The organism is Saccharomonospora piscinae (genome assembly GCF_005862235.1).
Taxonomy (GTDB): domain Bacteria; phylum Actinomycetota; class Actinomycetes; order Mycobacteriales; family Pseudonocardiaceae; genus Saccharomonospora; species Saccharomonospora piscinae.
Genome location: NZ_VCEK01000004.1, coordinates 317,137 through 331,607 on the forward strand (window position 1 = coordinate 317,137; position 14,471 = coordinate 331,607).

General features: G+C 68.1%; 14 protein-coding genes and 1 tRNA gene. 2 read left to right on the forward strand and 13 right to left on the reverse strand.

Annotation, left to right across the window (positions count from 1 at the left end; genetic code table 11):
- Positions 1-4: 4 nt before the first annotated feature.
- The 5 genes from FFT09_RS17815 to FFT09_RS17835 all read right to left on the reverse strand — a co-directional run bounded on the left by FFT09_RS17815 (position 5) and on the right by FFT09_RS17835 (position 4,683).
- Entirely contained in the window at positions 5-865 is an 861-nt protein-coding gene (locus FFT09_RS17815) for a sugar ABC transporter permease (protein WP_024875963.1), read from the reverse strand.
- Positions 862-1,854, reverse strand: a complete 993-nt coding sequence (locus FFT09_RS17820) for a carbohydrate ABC transporter permease (RefSeq protein WP_138383396.1) — start codon at positions 1,852-1,854, stop codon at positions 862-864. Before FFT09_RS17820 ends, FFT09_RS17815 begins: the two co-directional genes overlap by 4 nt.
- Positions 1,851-3,149 carry an extracellular solute-binding protein gene (locus FFT09_RS17825; protein ID WP_024875961.1) on the reverse strand — a complete coding sequence of 433 codons (1,299 nt, stop codon included), beginning with the start codon at positions 3,147-3,149 and terminating at the stop codon, positions 1,851-1,853. The genes FFT09_RS17820 and FFT09_RS17825 overlap by 4 nt, the downstream gene beginning before the upstream one ends.
- A 77-nt stretch (positions 3,150-3,226) precedes the next feature.
- A complete protein-coding gene (locus tag FFT09_RS17830) occupies positions 3,227-3,862 on the reverse strand; it encodes a hypothetical protein (protein WP_081194895.1) in 636 nt (211 codons plus the stop codon).
- Positions 3,859-4,683 (reverse strand): alpha-hydroxy-acid oxidizing protein, encoded by an 825-nt coding sequence (locus tag FFT09_RS17835; protein WP_138383397.1) that lies wholly within the window; start codon positions 4,681-4,683, stop codon positions 3,859-3,861. The genes FFT09_RS17830 and FFT09_RS17835 overlap by 4 nt, the downstream gene beginning before the upstream one ends.
- A 58-nt stretch (positions 4,684-4,741) precedes the next feature.
- Between FFT09_RS17835 and FFT09_RS17840 the strand changes: the two genes are divergently transcribed.
- A complete protein-coding gene (locus tag FFT09_RS17840; RefSeq protein WP_138383398.1) occupies positions 4,742-6,307 on the forward strand; it encodes an alanine/glycine:cation symporter family protein in 1,566 nt (521 codons plus the stop codon).
- Between the two features lie 78 nt (positions 6,308-6,385).
- Here the strand turns inward: FFT09_RS17840 and FFT09_RS17845 are convergent, their stop codons facing one another.
- Genes FFT09_RS17845 through FFT09_RS17855 form a run of 3 tightly spaced genes read right to left on the reverse strand, consistent with a single transcriptional unit; the run spans position 6,386 to position 10,232 of the window.
- Positions 6,386-8,359, reverse strand: coding sequence for a hypothetical protein (locus tag FFT09_RS17845; protein ID WP_138383399.1), 1,974 nt, complete (start codon positions 8,357-8,359; stop codon positions 6,386-6,388).
- Complete coding sequence (locus FFT09_RS17850; RefSeq protein WP_138383400.1) at positions 8,356-9,504, reverse strand: 5'-methylthioadenosine/S-adenosylhomocysteine nucleosidase family protein; 1,149 nt, start codon at positions 9,502-9,504, stop codon at positions 8,356-8,358. Before FFT09_RS17850 ends, FFT09_RS17845 begins: the two co-directional genes overlap by 4 nt.
- Positions 9,501-10,232 carry an NUDIX hydrolase gene (locus FFT09_RS17855; RefSeq protein ID WP_138383571.1) on the reverse strand — a complete coding sequence of 244 codons (732 nt, stop codon included), beginning with the start codon at positions 10,230-10,232 and terminating at the stop codon, positions 9,501-9,503. Before FFT09_RS17855 ends, FFT09_RS17850 begins: the two co-directional genes overlap by 4 nt.
- A 232-nt stretch (positions 10,233-10,464) precedes the next feature.
- Here FFT09_RS17855 and FFT09_RS17860 point away from each other — a divergent pair, with 232 nt between their 5' ends.
- Positions 10,465-11,349 carry a C39 family peptidase gene (locus tag FFT09_RS17860; protein WP_138383401.1) on the forward strand — a complete coding sequence of 295 codons (885 nt, stop codon included), beginning with the start codon at positions 10,465-10,467 and terminating at the stop codon, positions 11,347-11,349.
- Positions 11,350-11,355: 6 nt separating this feature from the next.
- Here the strand turns inward: FFT09_RS17860 and FFT09_RS17865 are convergent, their stop codons facing one another.
- From FFT09_RS17865 to FFT09_RS17885, 5 genes are all read right to left on the reverse strand, one after another.
- Complete coding sequence (locus tag FFT09_RS17865; protein WP_138383402.1) at positions 11,356-12,522, reverse strand: FAD-dependent monooxygenase; 1,167 nt, start codon at positions 12,520-12,522, stop codon at positions 11,356-11,358.
- Entirely contained in the window at positions 12,519-13,106 is a 588-nt protein-coding gene (locus tag FFT09_RS17870; protein ID WP_138383403.1) for a TetR/AcrR family transcriptional regulator, read from the reverse strand. Before FFT09_RS17870 ends, FFT09_RS17865 begins: the two co-directional genes overlap by 4 nt.
- Positions 13,107-13,252: 146 nt before the next feature.
- Positions 13,253-13,432: a hypothetical protein gene (locus tag FFT09_RS17875; protein WP_138383404.1), complete on the reverse strand. Its 180-nt coding sequence runs from the start codon at positions 13,430-13,432 to the stop codon at positions 13,253-13,255.
- Positions 13,433-13,607: 175 nt separating this feature from the next.
- Positions 13,608-13,681, reverse strand: a tRNA-Arg gene (locus FFT09_RS17880).
- 317 nt (positions 13,682-13,998) lie between these two features.
- The gene (locus FFT09_RS17885; RefSeq protein WP_138383405.1) at positions 13,999-14,424 is read right to left on the reverse strand and encodes a peptidase inhibitor family I36 protein; all 426 of its coding nucleotides are present in this window, start codon (positions 14,422-14,424) and stop codon (positions 13,999-14,001) included.
- Positions 14,425-14,471 lie beyond the last annotated feature (47 nt).

Genomic DNA, 14,471 nt, shown 5'->3' on the forward strand with positions numbered 1-14,471 from the left:
CCTTTCAGCTCTTGACGCCGCCCGCGGTGAGCCCCGCGACGAGATGACGCTGCACGAGGAAGAACACGACGGCCGACGGCACCATGACCAGCACGGAACCGGCCGTGAGCAGCCCCCACTCGGCCTTGAAGTCACTGACGAACGTCGCCATGCCCACGGGCAGCGTGTAGTGGTCCTGACTCTGCATGAACACACCGGCGAAGGCCACCTCGCCCCAGGCGGTGACGAACGAGTAGAACACGGTGACCGCGATGCCGGGCTTGGCCAGCGGCACGATCAGCCGCCAGAACGTGCCGAACGGGCTGAGCCCGTCGACGCGGCCCGCCTCGTCGATCGAGACGGGGATGGTGTCGAAGTATCCCTTGAGCATCCAGGCGCAGTACGGCACGGCCACGGTGGAGCACGCCAGCACCAGCCCGCCGTACGAGTCGAGCAGGCCCAGCTCCGACAGCACGTTGTACAGCGGGACGATCAGCACCGCGGCGGGAAACATCTGGGTGATGAGAAACGACCACATCAGAGGCCGTTTGCCGGGAAAGCGCATCCGCGACGCCGCGTAGCCCGCCGTGGCCGCGATCACCACCGCGAACACGGTGGTGGCCGACGCGACGATGAGGGAGTTCGCGAACCACGTGAGGAACTCGGTGCTGCCGAGCACCTGGGAGTAGTTGTCCAGTCCGAGTGCGCCGACCTCGTCGGGCCGGGTCCAGGTGTTGCGGTCGGTCTTGAGCGAGGTGAGCGTGACCCACGCGACGGGGAAGACGGCCACCACGCTCGCCAGCACGAGGGTGGTGTGCAGCGCGGTGGACGAGAGGAGACTTCGCTGGCCCCGCTGGTTCCCGCGGCGGTGAACTGTGTCGGTCATGAGAGCACCTCAGCGGACTGCCGTTCGAGCCAGCGCCGGTAGAGCACCGCGAACACGATGAGCATCGAGGCGATGATGGCGCCGTAGGTGGCGGCGCCCGCGTAGTCGCGAATGCCCTGGAACGCGCGTTCGTACGCCTCGGTGACGAGGATGTTCGTCGCCCCTCCGGGCCCGCCGCCGGTGAGCAGCGCGATCACGGGGAACTGGTTGAAGGTCCAGATCGTGCCCAGCAGGATCACCGTGCCCGACACGGGGCGCAGGCCCGGCAGGGTGACCGCACGGAACCGTTGCCACGGTGTCGCGCCGTCCATCTCGGCCGCCTCGTACAGCTCCCTCGGCACGGTCTGCAACCCGCCGAGCAGGGCCACCATCATGAACGGCACGCCCAGCCAGATGTTCACCATCAGCACGGAGATCTTCGCGGCGAACGGCTCGCCGAGCCAGTTGACGCTGCCGAGGCCCAGTGCGTTCAGCACGGAGTTGAGCACACCGCCCTCGGTGTTGAGCACGAGCCGCCACGCGAACGCGGCGACGAACGGCGGTACGGCCCACGGCAGGATCAGCAGCATGCGGTACGCCGACCGGCCCCGCATGGCGCGGTTGAGCAGCATCGCGAGCCCGAGGCCGAGCGAGTAGTGCAGCAGCACGCACGTGACCGTCCACACCAAGGTCCACGCCAGACGCGGGTAGAACGCGCCCTCCGCGCCCGAGAGCACCTCGAAGTAGTTGTCCAGCCCGACGAACTCGTAGGTCGCCTCGATCTCGTTGACGCCGATGGTGCGGGCGCTGTTCATCTCGTTCGCGTTGGTGAGCGAGAGGTACACGCCCTGCGCCAGTGGGTAGAGGACGAGCACGACCAGCACGAGCATGACCGGGGCGATCATCGCCCACGCGTACCAGTGCTGTCCCGTGCGTTCCCGCAACCGCCCGCGGGGCGGCACCGGATCCGGTGCCACCCCGGCGGGGGGCCGTACCGCCGTGCTGGTCATGACTCGAAGCCCGGCACCGCGTCCTTCGCCTTGCGCTGCGCCTGTGCCAACCCGTCCTCGACCGACGCCTGCCCGCCGAGGATCTGCTCGTAGAAGGGGGTGAACAGGTCGTACAGGGTGCCCGCTCCCGGCGCCGCGGGGCGCGGTTTCGCCTGCGTCAGGGGCTCCTCGAAGGCGGCGATCACCTCGTTGGCGGCCACGTCCTCGTTGTCGTAGACCGAGCCGCGGGTGGGCAGCGTGTTGTTCTCCGCCGCCACGTGTGCCTGGCTCTCGGCCGAGTTCAGGAACCGCACGAACAGGTAGGAGGCCGCCAGGTCGGGCGAGCCCGCGTAGACCGTGTAGTTGTGGCCGCCGACGGGGCCGCCCTGGTCCTGCGGTCCGGCGGGAACCGGCGCGACACCCAGGTCGGCCGCATCGGAGAAGGCGTCGCCCGACAGCGTGTCCGACACCGACCACGGACCATTGATGATCATGCTGACGGAGCCGTCCTTGAACCCGTCCTGCATGTTCGTGTACTTGTTCGCGCTGGTGTCGGTGGTTCCCACGCCGTCGGCGGTCAGCTCCTGCACCGTCTCGACCGCGGCACTCACCTCGGGGCTGTCGATCGTGATGCGCTCGGCCTCCGTGTCGACGTAGTCCGCGCCCTCGCCGTAGACGAAGGGCAGCAGGAAGTAGGAGTCGGCGTTGAGGAAGACGCCCGTGGTGCCGGAGATCTCCTCCTCCAGCGTGCTGGCGGTCTCGCGCAGCTCGTCCCAGGTGGCGGGCGGGGCGTCGATGCCGGCCTGCTCGAAGTGGTCCTTGTTGTAGAGCAGGGCGAGGGTGTCGGTGACCTGCGGCACGCCGTAGGTCTTGCCCTCGTAGACGTTGCTCTCCATGGGAACCTGGAGGTAGTCGTCGGCGTTGTCGAGCGCCGGTGTGCCGTCGAGCGGCTGGAGGTAGCCGAGCGCGGCGAACGTCGAGGTCCAGCCCACGTCGGTGCGCATCACGTCCGGTGCGCCGTCGCCGCTCTGGGCCGCCGTCTTGAACTTGTCGTCCGCTCCGTCGAAGGGCACGTTGACGTACTCGACGGTGATGTTGGGGTACTGCTCTTCGAACCGCGTCACCAGCTCCTTGTACGCGGGTGACTCGCTGGTGGCGTCCGAGGTGTCCCAGAAGGTGACGGTGCCCGTCACGGCCTGGGGGTCGGCCGCCGCCTGGTCGGCCGCGTCGGTCTGGTCGGTGGCGGACTCGCCGCACGCGGTCACCGTCAACGCGGTGGCGGCGGCGAGCGCCAGCACTCTGCTGCCTCGTGTCATGGTTCTCCTCGCTGAGACCGGGGTGCGCAAGACGGTAACCCCGCGTCCCCGGGAGCGCAAGGATCTTGCAGAAAGTTTCAGCGATCTCTGTGCAAGAGGTTGCGGTCCGCGAGCCAGTCGACAACGGTGTCGGCGAGCTGGGCCTCCGTGTACTCCGTCACGTCGAGTTCGAGCACCGGAAGCCGCCCGCGCGCCGCCGCCGTGCGCAACGCGTCCTGTTCCCGCACGAACACACCGAGGTCGTCGTACTGGCGCGGGTTCGCCGAGACCCGGAGCCGTTCCTCGCGTGCCTCTTCGAACGTCTCCGGCTGCCGCGTGCACAACACCACCGCGAACCCGAGCGCGGCCAGCCGCTCCTCCAGCGGGCCGAAGTCCAGGTGGCGGCCGGTCCGAGCCTGATGGACCAGGGTGGAGAGGTGGAACCGATCCACGATCCACGTGTAGTAGCGGTGCAGCTCGAACAGCCGGACCCACGTGCGGTACGCCTCCAGCGCGGCGTCCTGCTGTTCCGGCTCGAAGGTGATGAGGCTCGGTCCCCACGCCTCGTTCGTCAGCCCACTCCACTCCGCCGACACCAGCGGCAGGTGGTAACGATACCGGCGGGCGCCCGCGAAGCGGGCGTGATCCCGCAGTGTGAACGCCAGTTCGGTCTTCTTCGTCAGCCGGGTGCCTTCGAGGATCACCTTGGGGCACAGCGGTCGGGAATCCGTCATCTCGGTATCCAACAGTATTTCCGCGACGACTGGCCACAATGTCTGGTTCGCCAGCTGAAACCGCGGTGACTCGGTGCTTTCGTCGGATTGACGGTGCGGCTGCGCGGCTGGGCGGCGGGCGGGAAACCACTGATGGTGCTGGTCGTCAAGGACCTCACGGCGCCGGGGACGCGCCGGGACACCGTGTCCGCAGCCTGCGTTGCCATCTTTGCACCGCACGATGCGGACACGGCTACCTGGCCTGCGGACACGGTGAGGGCTCGCGCGTCGGTCAGGTCGTGGCAGCCGCTCATGGTGAGGGTGGTGGTGAGTTCGTCGGCCAGCAGCCCCAACGCGTCGCGGGCCAGTGCGCACAGGATGTCGCTCCCGGAGCGCACACCGCCGTCGAGCAGCACCGCACACCGGCCCGCCACCGCGTCGCGGACGGCGGGCAGTGCCGTGAGCGCGGGGACGGTGCGGTCGAGCTGGGGGCCACCGTGTACCAGCGCAATCTGAGGCGGCTGCTGGACGGTCTGGCGGCCCGGTTCCCCGAGGGCGGCGGTGTGCGCTGGAACCGGCCGTCCGGCGGATTCTTCGTCGTGGTCGATGTGCCCTTCGCCGCCGACGACGCCGCGCTGGAGGAGTCCGGGCGGGAGTTCGGTGTGCTGTGGGTTCCGATGCGGCACTTCTACGACCACCCCGATGCGCGGTGCCGGTTGCGGCTGTCCTGTTCGGCCGTCGGGCCTGATGAGATCGACACGGCGCTGGACCGGTTCGCCGCCTTCGTCGGGTCGCGGTCGTGAGTCCCGGCGCACTGCCGCGCCCGCGCCGCCCGGTGCCACCGTGGTCGCACACCTGTTCGGCTGTCATCGAGCGGCAAGTGTGCTTGTATAGCGCCCCATGTCGGGAACTCACGCAACAAGCGCACTCGCCGAGGAACCCTCGGCCACCGCGGGAATCGAAGAGACGATCAACGGTGTCTTCGAGCCGGTCTCGGACGTCGCGAACGACATCGTGTTCGCCACGATACCGATGTTCGGCACGGAGGTGCCGTGGATCGTGTTGTGGCTGGTGGTCGCCGCTGTCACGTTCTCGGTGTACTTCAAGTTCCTCCAGGTCAGGCGCATGCGACTCGCGTTCGACGTGGTGCGCGGCCGGTACACCAGCGACCGCGATCCCGGGGAGGTCAGCCACTTCCGCGCGCTCACGGCGGCACTGTCCGGAACCGTCGGGCTCGGCAACATCGCCGGTGTCGCCGTCGCCGTGACGATCGGTGGCGCGGGGGCGACGTTCTGGATGATCCTTTGTGGATTCCTCGGGATGGCCACGAAGTTCGTGGAGTGCACGCTGGGCGTGAAGTACCGGGAGGTCCACGCGGACGGCACCGTGTCCGGCGGCCCCATGCACTACCTGCGTCGTGGGCTGGTCGACCGCTTCGGGCGTAAGGGAGCGATTCCGGGCCGGGTGCTGGCCTTCGGCGCAGCGCTGCTGATCCTCGTGTTCGGGATCGCGGGCGGCAACATGTTCCAGTCGAACCAGACCTTCGCCCAGCTGCGCTCGGTGACCGGTGGCGACGACGGCCTGCTCGGCGGCAGCGGGGCCGCGCTCCTCGTCGGCGGCATCATGGCCGGTCTGGTCGCGCTGGTGATCATCGGTGGCATCAAGTCGATCTCGCGCGTGACGTCCCGGCTGGTGCCGCTCATGGCGTTCGTCTACGTCGCCGCGTGCCTCACCGTGATCGCGGTGAACCTGCCGCAGGTTCCGGCCGCGTTCGGCGAGATCCTGTCCGGTGCGTTCGCCCCTGAGGGCGTCGCGGGCGGGGCGATCGGCGCGCTCATCGTCGGTTTCCAGCGCGCGCTGTTCTCCAACGAGGCCGGGATCGGGTCCGCGCCGATCGCGCACGCGGCCGTCAAGACCCGCCACCCGGTCACCGAGGGGCTGGTGGCCATGCTGGAGCCGTTCGTCGACACCGTGGTGGTCTGCACGATGACGGCCCTGACGATCGTGATCGCGCAGACCCCGAGCTGGCAGCAGGCCAGGGACGCGGTCGCGGCGGGCGGCGACTCGCCGGAGGGCGTCACCCTGACCTCGGACGCGTTCGCGACGGTGCTGCCCTGGTTCCCGGTCGTGCTGTCGGTCGCGGTCGCGCTCTTCGCGTTCTCCACCGTGCTGAGCTGGGCCTACTACGGGCAGAAGGCGTGGAACTACCTCTTCGGCCTCGGGCCGGTGCGCGGTGCGGCGTACAAGGTCGTCGTGTGCGGCTTCATCGTGCTCGGCGCGGTGCTGACGCTTGACGCGGTGGTGAGCTTCATGGACGCGATGATGTTCGTGCTCGCGTTCCTCAACATCATCGGTCTCTACCTGCTCGCACCGGTCGTCAAGCGGGAACTGGCGGACTTCATGGCCAAGCTGTCCTCCGGCGAGCTCAAGCGGACGGACCGAGAGAAGGTCGACGTCACGGACTGACCGGATCGCCATTGGGAGGCCACCGCCACGGCATTCCCGTGGCGGTGGCCCTCGCGTACTCGCGGCGCACGGGGACTCTCAGGCGGCCTCGCTCGGCTTGTCCGGTGACGGCGGGTCGCGGTCGATCCAGTGCTTCCCTTCCGCCGCGATTCCCTCAAGAATGTGCAGAGTGTGCGCGAACCCGGCGGCGTCGAGGTTGATCGCCGACAGGTGCTGCGGTGATTCTCGCGCGTCGAGGTATCCCATCTCCGGATCGGTGACCTGGATGTCGCGAGGCTCGCCGTTCAGCAGCGTCATCGTCAGGTGGTTGCCGAAACGGCCGTCCGTCGCTACCAATACGGAGGACACCGCATCGAAGCGGAAGTTGTTGCGTTCGTGGATGGTGGTCGTTGCCTGGCCGAAGTCGAGTTCGGCGCTGATCTCCCGAACGCCGTCTCGCGTGATCAGAAAAAGTCGGACGGCGTATCGGGAGTATCGCCACGGGCCGTGAGTGACTCGCGCTCGCTTCGCGTTCTTCGCCGGAGTCAGCAGGAAGGCGTGGGCGATGACGTCGCGCCAGGCGAGCCGGTAGTGGCGGAGAGCGTCGTCGAGTAGCGCGGTTTTGTCGCAGTCGAGCCAGGTCTCCATCTCGGTCTCGGTGGGACGCGCCCGGTCGAGTCTGTTCTTCCACCGCCGGTACGCCCGAGAGCGTTCTTCAAGCGCTTCTTCCTGCTCTTTCCCCTCGTCGTTCGTTCGACGACGTTCGGCCACGATGCGAACCCACCGGGTCGTCGCGCACAGGACGCTCACGACGAGTGCGAGCGTGGCGACGGTGGCGGACACCGGCGTCACCGCGGCGGTCGCGACGACCACGTAGCCCGCACTGAGGGCGAGGATGCCGAGGCAGAGCACGCACCACCACTTGGTCGAGCGGCCGACGTCGTACCGCGCGCGGTAGTCCCACAACGTGCCCTCACACCACCAGCGCCGCACGTCGCGCACCAGATGCCGGATCAACCACCGGAGCCCGGCCACACCGGTTCTCTGCTCCCGGTAGGTCTCCACGAGCTCATCGCGCAAGGCCCTGCGAAAGCCCGCAGTCGAGACGAGCCACTCCTCCCGCTGTACGCCGGAAGGGGCGTACTTGTGTGCGTAGTACTCGAACGCGTGGCTTACCTGGCTGGCGAAGCCGCCGCCTTCGGATGCTCTGCCGACCCCGGGCCGCCACTCGTACAGTCGGTCTTTGGCGCGTCGTCGCAGCGTGTGGTAGTACCACTCGAAACCGTTCCGAAGGCCGAAGAATCCCGCGACGAACGCCACCGCGTACGACACCACCGGCATCGGGCCTGCGTGGTTGACGACCAGCCACGCGAAATAGCCTGCCGCAGCGACGGCGATTCCGGACCAGAGGACGGCCGGGAGGCGGTCGCCGGGCAGGGTGCCGCCGACTCTGGTATTCGGGGCGCGAGGCGGCGTCGGTTTCGGGTGGAAATACACCCACGCGCGCCCCGAGCGATCGTTGCTGGTTCGCTTCCTGCTCGCCTCGTGTCGTAGATCGGCCCAGATCTTGTCCTTGTTGTTCCCGGTGAGGATCAGGTCGAGATGACGGACGATCACCGTTCGGTGCTGTTGTGGCAGCGCGGTGAGCGCCTCCAACACCACCGCGTGGTCTTCCCTAGCTCCGGTGTGTAGGTCCAGCAGGTCGAAGACCACCTGCGCCGCTCGCCACCAGTCGTCGGTACTTCCGTACCGGAGCGTCGTTCTGGTCTGCTCGAGCTGGTCCCGTTCCTGATGTGTGAGGTCGCGTGCGGTTCGCTTGCTCAGCATGGCGAGCGTCCAGTGAAAGCGCACTTCGTTGTTGTCATGACCGTGCGCGAGAGCATCCCCGATGAGCTCGCGCGCCTTCAACGGTATGCCGTCCGCCAGGGATTGAACACCGACCGCGTACTTCTCACTCGGGGGCGCGGTCGGTGACGTGATGTACACGTTCGAGTCGTGTACTTCGTTGGCCTGGATGCCCACCATCGCGCCGTGCTCGGCCGTATTGGTGGTGAACGTGGGGTGCTCGCTCACGACAGTCCCTTCGCTGCCGTGATGAGAGCCGCGACCTTCGTGGCCAGATCGGCCAGGTCGGCCGTGAGGCCACCCAGTCGCTTCAGCGCGAGTACGACAGTGCCTCTGCTCTCTGGCGTGTTCTCTTCGAGTGCCTTCCCTGCGAGATCGAGTTCCGCCCGAGCGGCCTCGTGGGTCTCGGAATCGAGGGCTCCCTTGCTCAAGCTCTTGTGCAGCTCCTGGCGCAGTGCGGTCAACTCGGTGGAGATCGCGGCAGTGGTCGGCCGGTCCGGCGCGGCACCGACGTAGATCGTGCTCCCGCTCACGTGCGCGGCCTGGATGCCCACGGTCGAGGAGGAGGCGGTGTTGTGCACCGTAGTGGATGTCTCCCGTGGTTTCGGGTGCTCGGTTTCCCCCATTGCGACGTACTCCCCTTCCTTGGTCAGTTCTTCGGCGAGTCGAGTCGCGAACGCCGCCGCGTTCTCCGCTGCCCTGGGTTGCCAGGTCCCGTCGTGCGTGGTGGTCTTGGTCCCGTCCGCCCGGTCGCTGATTCCCCGGACGATCGCTATCGGCGACCCGCTCAGGTGTCCGGCCTGCGCCACGCCTGCGGCTTCCATTTCGATCGCCAGCGCGTCGTTGTAGTGCTGCCGGAGCCAGCCGGCTTCTGCCGAGATCGAGGAGTTCTGCACGACCTCTCCCGCGGCGATCGCCCCGAAGTGGACCGATGGCGCGGGTGCCTGGGTCGTCCAGTCCCCGACCCGTTTCAGGTGTGAGGCGAGCTGACTGATCGCGTGCGAGATCTCCCAAACCCGTGGTCGTGCCTTGAGACCGTCGTCCTCGCTGGTGCCTCCGTGATAGGCGTAGACGTGCGTCGCCACCACGACATCGCCGAGCCGGGCGCTCTCCTGAAGCGCACCTGCCACGCCCACGAAGACGACGGCCAGCGGGGCGAACATCTCGATGGCACGTTCCGCCAGAATGCCCGCGGCGTGATTGCCCTTGCCCGTCAGTCCCAGGGCGATTCGAGAGTCCGAGTTTTCGAGGGAACCGACCTCGAACCGGGTGCCTCTGGGGTGCCGGTGAACCCGTGTGCCTGTCATGCGCTGCCGGACCGCGCGGTACTCGAGGTCGAACGCGGTCAGCAGTACCACCACGCCTTGTGTCATCGGTCCCCCTTGTCGGCTGGTGACTTCTCGGGCCGTGCTATGGGTGGGTGGAGCACGGTTCGCGGTCCCGCACTGAAGAGTCGTGCGGGGCGTCCATTGGTGGTCCTGCGATTCGAGCCCGCCGGGACGATGAACCCGTCCGTTCGCTGGACCTTCCGATAGAAGTTCCGAGGATCGAGCCGCAGTCCCCATACCGCTTCGTAGACCCGCTGTAGTTCCGCGATGGTGAATTCGTCCTCGCAGAAGGCGGTGGCCAGAGCGGAATGTTCCAGCTTGGTACGAGCGCGCTCAACACCGTCGAGAACGATCTGTTGATGGTCGAAAGCCAACGTCAGCCGTCCCGACAGAACGGGCTCCACGGGTGTCCATGTCGCCGCCGCGGCGTCGGTACCGGCGACCGGCTCGGGGAGTCCTGGCGCGATGGCCAGGTAGGCGATGGACAAGACACGGCCTCGCGGGTCACGGTCCGGCTTGCCGTAGGCGCCCAGCTGTTCGAGATGCAGCCGGGAAGCCTCGAGATCCGCCTCTTCCTTGAGTTCGCGGGCGGCTGCGACGGCGATGTCCTCGCCGTCGTTGTTGAGAAAGCCGCCAGGTAGGGCCGGTGCTCCGCGAAACGGTTCGATGCCTCGCTGCACGAGCAGCACGTGAAGCTGGTTCGAGCGCAGCGTGAGGATGACGAGATCCACGGCGATCAGGACCGGCGGCGGCGACCACGACTCCTGAGACATGAGGCGACCGTAGCTTCCTGTCTGAATGACAGAAAGGGGCCATTTCCCGGTGAGTGGCCCGCGAACGGTGGCGGAGTGCGCGAACTGGCCGCGGCGGCCGGCGCCAGGTCGCTGTGCGAATCGCGACTTCTGTCGGGTTCCGCGCCGGGAGTGCGCGTCGTACAACCGAGTGAGCGCACAGTGGCGCCGGACTCGTCGTCCCGCGCCGTCGGCCACGGCGAGGGGAGCACCGGTGAGTGAATCAGGGACGTCGCGGCGCCGGCCGTGGCCGGTCCGAGTCCTGCTGACCATCGCGGTGGTCGTCGCCACGCTCGTCGGGCCCACGGGGGTCGCGTCGGCGGTGACGGCGACCGTTGGCAACACCGACGGCGACGGGCTCAACGTCCGCAGCGGCCCGACCACCAGTAGTGCGGCGGTCGGCCTGGTGTGGGACGGCCGGGTCGTGGACATCTCGTGTCAGGCCCGGGGCGAGACCGTCACCAACACCTACGGATTCAGCAGCGATCTCTGGGACTACGTGCCCGAACTCGGTGGGTACCTCGCCGACGCCTACATGGCCACCGGGCACGACGATCGCATCCCTGGCGTACCGGACTGCGGGGACTCCGGCGGCAGCGACCTGGTTCCGGTGTCGCAGTTCCAGGGGCAGCCCAACCAGAGTGAGGACTGCGGTCCCACCAGCGTCGTCACGGCTTTGCTGGCTCTCGGCGTCACGCCGCGGTCGTGGAACGCCAGCGTTCCGGTGACGGCCATCAACCAGGCCCGGGCCGACATGGGATACGACCCGAGTTGGAACGATCCGAACCAGTTCGGCACCAACGAGGCCGACGTGCGGCGAGCACTGGCCGCGAACGGCGTGTCCGCACAGGCTTCCTGGAACTTCGACACCGCACTCGCCCATGTGCGCGGAGGCAGGCCGGTCATCATGGCCGGGAACATGAAGGACCTGCCGTGGTCGGGTGCCAACGTCGCCCACTTCCTCACCGTCACGGGCTACGAGAACGGGCAGTACCTCGTACTCGACCCGGCTTCCGACACGGTGGTGTACCGCGCGTCGGCCGCGGTGCTCGGCGCGTACTGGGACAACCACCTCGGCCGAGCGGGCGTGCTGTTGTAACTCGGGTCAGGCAGTGAGTTCCGCGACGGTTCGGTGACTCTTGGGAAACAGGGAGCTAGCCAGAGCCCGATCCAGTCCGGGCACCCGCATGGCTCGGAAGCCCCAGCGTCGGAGTAAGAGCTTGACCGACGAGGTCGGCAGGAACCACTCGCCCACCCGGTTCCGGGCCGCCTGTTGGACGCCGGTGGCGACCGGGCGCCAACGCTGTTCGTACTCGGCCAGCCCTTCCGGCACCGAGGACGACGAGTGCAGCCGCTCCGCCAGCACGTAGGCGCCCGCGGTGCCGAGAGACGCGCCTTGGCCCGCGATGAGGGAGACCGCGTGAGCGGCGTCCCCGATCAGTGTCACCGGCCCGTCGGTCCAGCGCGGCAGGTCGGTCTGGGCCACCTGGTCGTAGTAGATCTGTTCGGGCGGTGGGCAGAGCGCCAACGCGCGTTCGGCCAACTCGCCCATATCCGCGTACTCGCGGCGCAGGGCGTCGCGAGGGTCGTCAGGCAGTGCCGGGTCCGAGCTGCGATGTACCGCGAAGACCGCGACCCGGTCGTCACCGAGTCCATAGAAGCCGAGCTGGCGGTTCAGTGTCTCGGTGAGCACGAACCGGCCGCGGACCTGTGCGAAAACGTCGGGGTCGGTGAAGACGAACGCACCGGTGTGCATGCCGAGATAACGGAAGTAACGGTGTTCGGGGCCGAACACGAGCGAGCGCACGCGGGAGTGAACCCCGTCGGCACCGACGATCAGATCGGCGTCGATCGTCGTGCCGTCGGAAAGGGCCGCCCGGTGGCCGTCGATGCGGTCGATGGTGGTGCCGTAGCGGAGTTCGACGGTGTCCGCGACCGACTCCCGGAGCAGGTGTTCCAGCGCGGGGCGCATGATGCTCGCGATCTTGCCGTCGAGCGCCTTGCCGAAGCGGTCGTAGTCGATGCTGACGGTCGCGCGCCCGTCGCCGTCGATGTAGCGGAACTCGTCGACCTGGCTCGCGTGCTCACGGAGGGCGCCGGAAAGGCCCATTGCGCTCAGGGCCTCGAATCCGGGGCCGAAGAAGTCGATCATGTAACCCTGGGCGCGGGGGCCGGAGGCGTGATCGACGAGGTGCACCTCCCATCCGTGGTGGTGCAGGCGGTTGGCCAGCGTGAGACCGGCGATTCCCGCGCCGCAGACGAGTGCCCTCATTGCCGTGCTCCGTTCTCTTCGGTGTCCGCCACCTGGCTGAGTAGTGGCCTGATCCGAGCCGCTGACAGCGTCGGGTCGAGACCTCGGTGCAGGAGTAGGCCGTCGATCACGGCCAGCAGGACCACCGCGACGCCGTCGGGATCGGGATGGCCCGCCCGCGCCAGTGTGGTGGCGACAGCGGATCGGAAATCCTTCATGAGTTCCGCGATGCTGTCGTGGAGGACCGCATCACGGGTGGCAGCGAGGTAGGCCTCGAGAAACAGTCGCGACGCCGGGTCGCTGCCGTCGTACCGGTCGACCTCGGACACGAGGGCGCCGACCGTCGCGGCAGGGTCGGCGGCAGCCTTGAGGTGCGCCGCGGTCTCGGCGACCACGCGACGCATCTCGTCGAGGGCGGCCTGGCGCAACAGCGCGGCGAGTGAGTCGAAGTGGTAATGCACCAGGCCCGCCCGGACACCTGCTCGCTCGGCCAGAACCCGGGTGCTCACCGCGTTCCAGCCCAGCTCTCCGACTAGTTCGCGCGCGGCCTGAAGGAGCCGTGCGCGAACGTCGCGGCCCCGTTCGACGTTCGTCCTACCGTTCACGGCACAGTCCTTGGTCGTTCGTCTTGGTCATATGACCAATATAGCCGTCGCTACCGCCAGGGTCGAGGCGAGGGCTGGCGCGCGACCGCTGAGTTGCAGAAGGCTCACGGCACGGTGCGGTGTCCGGGGGCCGTTTCGCTGTGTTGTCAGACCGGCGGGTGGAATCCGGGCCGTCGTCCGGTGCCCTTGCACCAGCGGCACTCGCGGGAGGACACCATCGTCTGCGGCGTCCCGCTGGTGATCGCGAGCTTGGGGTCGGGGATGCGGCCGTCGCCGTTGCAGGCGTTACACCACACCCCGGTCGGTTCGTCGTGCTTGTCGCTCATGCCGGACCTCCCACGATCTGACCTGACCCGTCGCAGGCACGGCAGTCTACGACCGAGAAGGAGGCGTGCCGCCGCTCGCTGCCGCGCACCGGCGTACGGCCGGGTGGTGTTGCGGCGCACGCGTTCACCGGAGATCAGGCATGGTCCGTTGGACTGTCCTGCTCGTGCAGGTTTGTGCCCCCGGCAGGACTCGAACCTGCGACCTAGAGATTAGAAGGCTCTTGCTCTATCCAGCTGAGCTACGGAGGCCGGCGACGACCACTTTGATCACGCCACGTAATCCCAGCTTAGTCATCGCTGTCGGTCTGATCGTCCGATACCGCCGATTCGTTTCACCCCTCACCCGGCCCGGTGACCGAATCTTCGCCCAAGGTAAGCGAAATCGTGATCACCGGGACCGGGCGGGGTGTCCGGGGGCGCGGCGGCGGTCGTTCCACACCCGCCGGACAGGGGTCACGCGGTCGGGGCGGGCGTGACCCCTGGGATCGGTACGGTCACGACGCGTTCCCCTGCGAGGTGCTGCCGTACCGGTCCGGTCCGAGTTCCTCGGCGGCCTGCGGCGGGCGTCAGTTCCAGATCTTGACCGCCCGGACCACGTAGGGACTTCGCGGGACGAACGTGCCCGGTCCCGGGTACGTGCTGAAATCGCCCTCGGTGGCACAGTCACCGTCCTGGTACACGGTCACGTGCCGGTCGAGCAGATTGCCGAAGGCACGGCCCTCGACGCCGTCCGGAACCTCCCTGCACTGCTCGGGATTGGTGTTACGCAGGTCGAGACGCACCAGGGTGCCGCCGTAGTCCTGTTCGCTCCAGAGACAGAACTCACCCCGCTCGCATGCGTGCTGCCCCGACGACCGGATTTCGCCGGGCGACGACTCCGCGGCGGTGGCGGCGGTGGCGGCCGTGGGCGCGAGGACGAGCGTGAGCCCGGCGAGCAGCACTGCGGAACGGAGGCGCGAGCCGAGGCTGTTGCGGTGCGACTGGTGGTTCATGACGAGGTCCTCCCGGTGCGGGCCCGGCGCCGAGGGCCGGGCGTGTG